Genomic DNA, 4825 nt, shown 5'->3' with positions numbered 1-4825 from the left:
ATGTCGCTCATGTTTCTGTGTAAAAAATGTTTCTTATGTTCTTTTACCACATAATGTTACTATTTTGGAGATGTCTACTGTTGACTCGACTTTACAATTCCGATGCTACCGGAATTGATATCAGTTGTTATTAATTATTAGTAATTGGTAATTGGTTATTTGTTACCAATTACCAATGACTAATGACTACTGACTAATGACTAATGACTCTTTTTAAGCTCTTAGCTGAACAGGCATCACCAAGAATGTAGCATTGACTCCGCCCAAAGGCTGGAAAATTACGGGGGCCAAAGCACCGTTTAATTGCAGTTGAATTTCTGGGGATTGAGCCGTTTTTAAGATATCAACTAAGTATTTCACGTTGAAAGCAATATCTATGCTGTCTCCTGAAATCTGGGCCGGCATTGACTCTTTGCCGGAGCCGACATCTTTAGCATCTACCGACAAAGTGATTTCCTGATTCTCCTCGTCGATGCTGCATTTGAGAATATTATTTTTTTGGTCTGCAAACACGGCAATTCTTTCTACTGCTGCTAAAAACGATCGCCTTTCTAAGGTAATTTGCCGCTCAAAGGAGGGCGGAATCAACTGCCTGTATGCGGGATATTGCCCTTCCAAGGTACGAGTTGTCAGCCGCTGGTCTGCCCATTCAAACACTACTTGACCGTGTTCAAAATGCAGGGTGACAGGTTCAGTCCACTGTCGCATCACCAGCATTCTTTCTACTTCGCGCAATGCTTTAGCGGGGACTGTCACCTCAAATTCTTCTTGGGTTTCTTCGCCTTCAGCTTTTTCATTGGCAGTTTGAACTACTGCCAATCTGTGGCCGTCTGTAGCTGCAAATTCCAAGCAATCTTGCAATACCTTTAAATGCACGCCTGCAAGTACCTGTTTTGCCTCGTCGGGGCTAGTAGCAAATAAAGTTCCTTTGAGTCCTTCTATCAAGGCTTCCGGCGGCAATTTGAGGATTGTTCCTGCTTCAATTGCTGGCAATTCTGGGAATTCTTCCGGGCCCATGCCTCTAACTTGGTAGCTGCCAGAACTGCAAGTGAGATATGCTACGGTGTCCCCCGCTTCGTCTTCTAAAGTAATCTCTCCATCTGGGAGTCTCGAAACAATATCGTTAAGCAATTTAGCGGGTATTGTAAAACTTCCGCCGCCAGTTACTTCTGCTGCGAAGCTGGTACGAATGCCCAAACTGAGATCGAAAGCTGTCAAGCTAACCCGCTGATTTTCCTCATCCGCTACTAAGAGCACGTTGGCGAGTACCGGATGTGTCGGGCGGGAGGGAACGGCCCGACTCACCAACGAGAGGTTGGCGTTGAGGTCACTTTGGGTGCAAACCAATTTCATGGTAGGAAGGTTAATTAACCGGATTTGAAACAGAAACAAATCGTATCACAGAAAGCCGGCGGGTCAGTTTTTCTGTGTGTAGGGCTTAAGCATGGGGCTAGAAACCGGGTTTCTAAGCAAAATTTTGCCTGTAAAAACGAGAAATCTTCGTAGAAACCGGGTTTCTGAGGTCAACGCGCGTCGCGAACTATTTGTGTTGGGTGTGCAGGGATCGCCTGTTTTTATTATTTATTAAATTATTTTTGTGTCGATCGCCCTGTGGAAACTGTGGAAAAAAAAGCTAACTGCTTGCTGGGAATCACTTGTAGGTAATAAATACCTGTGGAAAACTTGTGGAAAAGCTGTTGAGGTCGATCGCGCATTTTTGTGCAAAAACTGTTTCGGGCGATCGAGTAAAGTTTTCCACAAACAAAGGGCAACTTTTCCACAGGTTTTTCCACAGGCAAGCTGCTACGCATAGAGATTGTCTGTTATCGGAGAGTTACCCCTTCGATGATGCGGATCTTGAAATCGCTGCATAGAGTCATTGGTGTGACAACTGACAACTGACAACTGACAACTGACTAATGACTTTTTCTCAAGTTTTGCGGCTGACAACATTAATTCGATCGCTCAACTGACGCAAAGTTTGGGCCAAATTCGGGTCAGTGTTCCGCAACTGAGCAATTTTGTCACAACTGTAAAGCACAGTCGTGTGATCTTTGCCGCCGAACACTTCGCCAACTTTCGGCAAACTCAAACCAGTATGCTGCCGAATTAAATACATCCCTATTTGACGGGCGAGACTAATTTCTCGCCTGCGGGAAATACCTTTCAAATCTTCAACAGAAACATCAAACGCCTCGGCCACAACTGCAATTACTGCATCTGGCGTCGCCTCTACGCTTTCAGTTTGCGGGTTCAAAACCGGGGTGATATTCTCCACGGTCATCGGCAAACCGGTAATTGAAAGATAAGCTACCGCCCGAATCAAAGCACCTTCTAATTCCCGAACGTTGGAAGTGTAACTCGAAGCAATGTACTCAATGACATCTCGCGGCAGCCGCATATTTTCATACTCGGCTTTTTTCTGCAAAATTGCCATCCGAGTTTCCAAGTCTGGCAATTGAATGTCGGCAATTAATCCCATTGAAAATCGGGAACACAAACGCTCTTGCAGGCGGGGGATTTGCTGCGGCGGACGGTCAGAAGCTAAAACTACTTGGTTTCCCGATTCGTGCAAAGTATTAAAAGTATGAAAAAATTCTTCTTGAGTGTATTCTTTGCCTTCAAGAAATTGGATGTCATCTATTAATAAAACATCGGCTGCTCGATAATGATCGCGGAAAGTTTGCATACTGTCTTTCCTAATTGCGGCGATTAAATCGTTAGTAAATTTCTCAGTAGAAACGTAAAAAATCTTGGCGTTGGGGTCAATTTCCAAGCGATAATGACCGATCGCCTGCATCAAATGAGTTTTGCCCAAACCAACGCCACCGCACAAAAATAGGGGATTGAATTCTCGGCCCGGAGACTCGGCTACCGCGAGGGAGGCCGCGTGAGCCATGCGGTTGTTGGAACCGACGACAAAGCGGGAAAAGAGGTATTTCGGGTTTAAATTGGCGGGCTTGGGGGGATGAAGCGAGTGGCTTTCCGGGATATCGGCGATGGGGGAGGGCCAAATCATGGCGGAGTCACTGCTGCCACCTGTTTCGTTTCCTCCGGCAATTGTCAAGTAAATGTCTACGGGATAGCCGAGAATTTCTTCGACTGCATCGGCAATGGTTTTGACGTAATATTTTTGCAACCAATTGCGAGCAAAGGGGTTGGGGGCGCTGACGATCAAACAGTTATTTTCGAGTTGTTCGGCCCTGGCAGTTTTGATCCACGTCTCAAAGCTAGGTCTGCTCAGTTGTACCTGGAGACGTTCAAGTATCTGATTCCACAGACTTTCGAGGGGAATGTCCACTGCTCACCTCTGCCGATCGGCATTCAAGATATTAATTCTACACTCTAGAGAGTTTAGTCCTCAGATGCTAAAGTTTAAGGGAGTCTGCCGTAGCTTGCGGGGCGGGACGCCATCGCCAAAATTTTTGCCGCTCTGCAGCCCAAAGCAGGTATCGGGGAGCGGCTCAGCAAATATTTAGATTTGGCAGGAAAGCCTAAAAACGTGGCCATGAAGAGTTCTACTGGCAAATTTTGGAAGCAACCGGCAATTTACATATTGCTGCTGGTAACGGGAGCCGGGGCCGCCATGTTGGGCGATCGTCTGACGGTTTCTCAATTTCGTGCAAATTCGGGCGATTCTGGACAAAGGGCCGTGGAACCGAAATTGCAACTGCCTCCTAATACAAAGGATCGAGCTAGCAAAGTCTTGCCGCCTGCTTCCTTGTCGGGCGATGCAGGTAATGTGAATTTTATTGTGGCTGCGGTGGCAAAAGTTGGTCCTGCAGTGGTTCGGATCGATGCTTCGCGACGGGTGAAACCGGGAAATAGAGGGCTGTCGCCGGAAGATTTTTTTGGGATAGAACCGAATTCGGGCGGCCGGGGCGGGATCGAACGGGGCACTGGTTCGGGTTTTGTCATCGGTGCCGACGGCGTGATTCTCACTAACGCTCACGTTGTAGAGGGAGCCGATACGGTAAATGTAACTCTCAAGGACGGCCGCAGCTTTCAGGGGCAGGTGTTGGGGGCGGATAAGGTGACGGATGTGGCTGTGGTGAAGATTGAGGCGAACGCTCTGCCTGTAGCGGCGATCGGCAATTCGGATAAGCTATTGTCTGGGGAATGGGCGATCGCCATCGGCAATCCTTTGGGTTTGGACAATTCCGTAACTGCCGGGATTATTAGCGCTACGGGACGATCGAGCTCTGATGTGGGCGTGCCCGACAAGCGGATCGGTTTTATTCAAACAGACGCTGCAATTAATCCGGGGAATTCCGGCGGTCCGCTGCTGAATGCTTCGGGCCAAGTTATTGGCATGAATACGGCGATTATTCAAGGTGCTCAAGGATTGGGGTTTGCGATTCCCATTCAGGCGGCCCAACAGGTGGCGAAGGAACTGATTACGACGGGGAAAGTCGAACACGCTTATTTAGGCATTGAAATGGCGACGCTGAATCCAGAGGTTAAGCAGCAAATTAACAGCAATGCTAACAGCAGTCTGCGAGTTGCAGTCGATCGGGGTGTGGCTATTGTTAGCGTTGTTCCTAATTCTCCCGCAGCAGCAGCCGGTTTGCGCGCTGGAGATGTGATTCAAAAAATTAATAATCAGCCGATTATTCAGTCGGAAGCTGTTCAGGATTTCGTGCAAAATGCTAAGGTTGGCGGTCTGTTGCAAATGGAAATCAACCGCAACGGGCAAATAGTTAAATTGACTGTTAAACCGGGGAGTTTACCGGTTCAAAAAGTTGGATAAGAAGGAAGAAGGAAGAAGGAAGAAGGAAGAAGGAAGAAGGAAGAAGGAAGAAGGAAGAAGGAAGAAGGAAGAAGG

The 4825-nt window shown here is 47.5% G+C and carries 4 protein-coding genes; 1 reads left to right on the top strand and 3 read right to left on the bottom strand.

The genetic code is table 11. The annotated features are described in order from the left end of the window. Positions 1–213: 213 nt before the first annotated feature. From dnaN to dnaA, 3 genes are all read right to left on the bottom strand, one after another. Positions 214–1353 (bottom strand): DNA polymerase III subunit beta, encoded by a 1140-nt coding sequence (dnaN, locus tag QUA20_RS31340; RefSeq protein ID WP_333194223.1) that lies wholly within the window; start codon positions 1351–1353, stop codon positions 214–216. A 236-nt stretch (positions 1354–1589) separates the two neighbouring features. Then, a complete protein-coding gene (locus QUA20_RS31335) occupies positions 1590–1811 on the bottom strand; it encodes a hypothetical protein (protein WP_333194221.1) in 222 nt (73 codons plus the stop codon). 119 nt (positions 1812–1930) lie between these two features. Continuing rightward, a complete protein-coding gene (gene dnaA / locus QUA20_RS31330; RefSeq protein ID WP_333194219.1) occupies positions 1931–3301 on the bottom strand; it encodes a chromosomal replication initiator protein DnaA in 1371 nt (456 codons plus the stop codon). Between the two features lie 207 nt (positions 3302–3508). Here dnaA and QUA20_RS31325 point away from each other — a divergent pair, with 207 nt between their 5' ends. Further along, entirely contained in the window at positions 3509–4750 is a 1242-nt protein-coding gene (locus tag QUA20_RS31325; RefSeq protein WP_333194218.1) for an HhoA/HhoB/HtrA family serine endopeptidase, read from the top strand. Positions 4751–4825 lie beyond the last annotated feature (75 nt).

This window comes from Microcoleus sp. Pol7_A1 (assembly GCF_036701085.1).
Classification (GTDB): domain Bacteria; phylum Cyanobacteriota; class Cyanobacteriia; order Cyanobacteriales; family Microcoleaceae; genus Microcoleus; species Microcoleus asticus.
The sequence above is the reverse complement of the archived record's forward strand: the minus strand, read 5'-3'. Positions and strand labels throughout refer to the sequence as shown.